This is a genomic window from Phaeobacter sp. S60 (genome assembly GCF_000826845.1).
Lineage (GTDB): Bacteria > Pseudomonadota > Alphaproteobacteria > Rhodobacterales > Rhodobacteraceae > Phaeobacter > Phaeobacter piscinae.
The window spans coordinates 1-1,537 of record NZ_JSWJ01000048.1; the positions used below are offsets into that span (position 1 = coordinate 1).

At 53.6% G+C, this 1,537-nt stretch carries 1 protein-coding gene; it reads left to right on the forward strand.

Features of this window, described 5'->3' with window-relative positions:
• The first annotated feature begins 81 nt into the window (after positions 1-81).
• A complete protein-coding gene (locus OO25_RS22070; protein WP_040183018.1) occupies positions 82-1,515 on the forward strand; it encodes an ISKra4 family transposase in 1,434 nt (477 codons plus the stop codon).
• The last annotated feature ends 22 nt before the right edge of the window (positions 1,516-1,537 follow it).

A 1,537-nucleotide genomic window follows, 5' to 3' on the forward strand; every position in this document is an offset into this window, starting at 1 on the left:
AGGGACCGTTCAAAACCACGGGGTAAAATCCAGAAAAAGAGATAATCTTGGTCTTCATAGAACATTGCTGTGGAGGCGCAAATGCATTGGCGCATTACTTTGGAAGCCGTTGACCCAATTGGGGATGAATATCGCAAGGAGTTTATGATCGAGAAGAATCTTGACGGCCTGGCTGACGGGAAGCTGGGCTGCTCGATCGAAGACGGCAAGGCGATCATGAAAGAGGTTCAGAAGATCATTGTTGAGCAGCAGCTGGATCTTTGGGTTCGCTACTGCCGGGTGTGTCCAACCTGCAAGGGGATGCTGCCGATCAAGGATTACAACCATCGGAAGATATTGACGGTCTTTGGTGAAATACCTGTGCGCTTCCCTCGCTTGATGGTCTGCCAGAAGTGCAATCCGGCATGTTGTTTCACCTTTTCTCCTGCAGCCGATATTTGCAAGGACCGCGCCACGCCCGAACTGTTGGAGCTTTCCGCAAAACTGGGCGCAAAATTCTCATATCGTGAAGCATCAGACCTATTGGCAACTTTCTTGCCGGATCAATCGGCGCGAACCTTCACCACGCTGCGCAACCGCACATTGGCCATAGGCAAGCGGATCGAAGAGGCTGAAAGGCAGCAGCGATGGTTCGAAAACCTGAACTATCCGGACAGAACGCAGCTCGAGCTTGCGCTCGCGGGCGATCCGGCAAGTGAATTTGTCTTCAACGTCGACACGGCACATATTCCCCTGATCAAGCGATACGGCGGTCGAACGTTTGAAGCGGTCGTTGGGCATTGCGGACGAGGTGGCAGAGGCGATCCGCCGGGACCTGTATTTGCTTTTGAAGGTACACATCCCAAAGAATTGAAGGTGACGGCTGCCCTGGCGTTAAAAGGGCAAGGCTACGCTGACCAGGGTGAAATCACCGTCATTTCGGACGGTGCTGAATGCCTGAAGCGCCTGGCGGGCATGCTCCCGCAACCGGTGGCTCATATCCTCGACTGGTTCCATATTTCAATGAAGGTACAGCCGCTTGCGCAACTCGCAGCAACGGTTCCGAAGCACATCTCGAACTTCGAGAACCGTGTCGAAAAAATAAGGTGGCGATTGTGGAACGGGCAAGCTGGCCGGGCGTTGGCCCTCATAGCAAGGGTTCGACGAGATGTTTCCAAAGACACGGTGCCAAGCATTTGGGCGCACCGCGCCGACAATTTGCTCGAAACCCTGCAAATCTACATAAGAAGAAACAAGGGATCGGTGGTCAACTATGCCGAGCGGTATCGAGATGGGAAGCGCGTTTCGACCGCACCGGCTGAGGCGAGCGTCAACAGGCTTGTTGCCAAGCGATTTGTGAAAAAGCAACAAATGCGATGGTCACGCACCGGAGCGCATTACCTGCTAAAAGTCCGGGCATCAGTGCTGAACGGAGATCTGTCTGACCGAACGAAATATGAAGTGCCAAAGCAGCCTATCCCGGGCAACATTGCGAGATTTATCAGCCCTACACCACCATTGCTCAAGGTCGCCTGACCCCACAGTTTTAAACGGTCCC

What these genes read in the sequence shown, in the direction of transcription:
- OO25_RS22070 (WP_040183018.1), top strand. Translation starts at nt 82, where the DNA reads ATGCATTGGCGCATTACTTTGGAAGCCGTTGACCCAATTGGGGATGAA.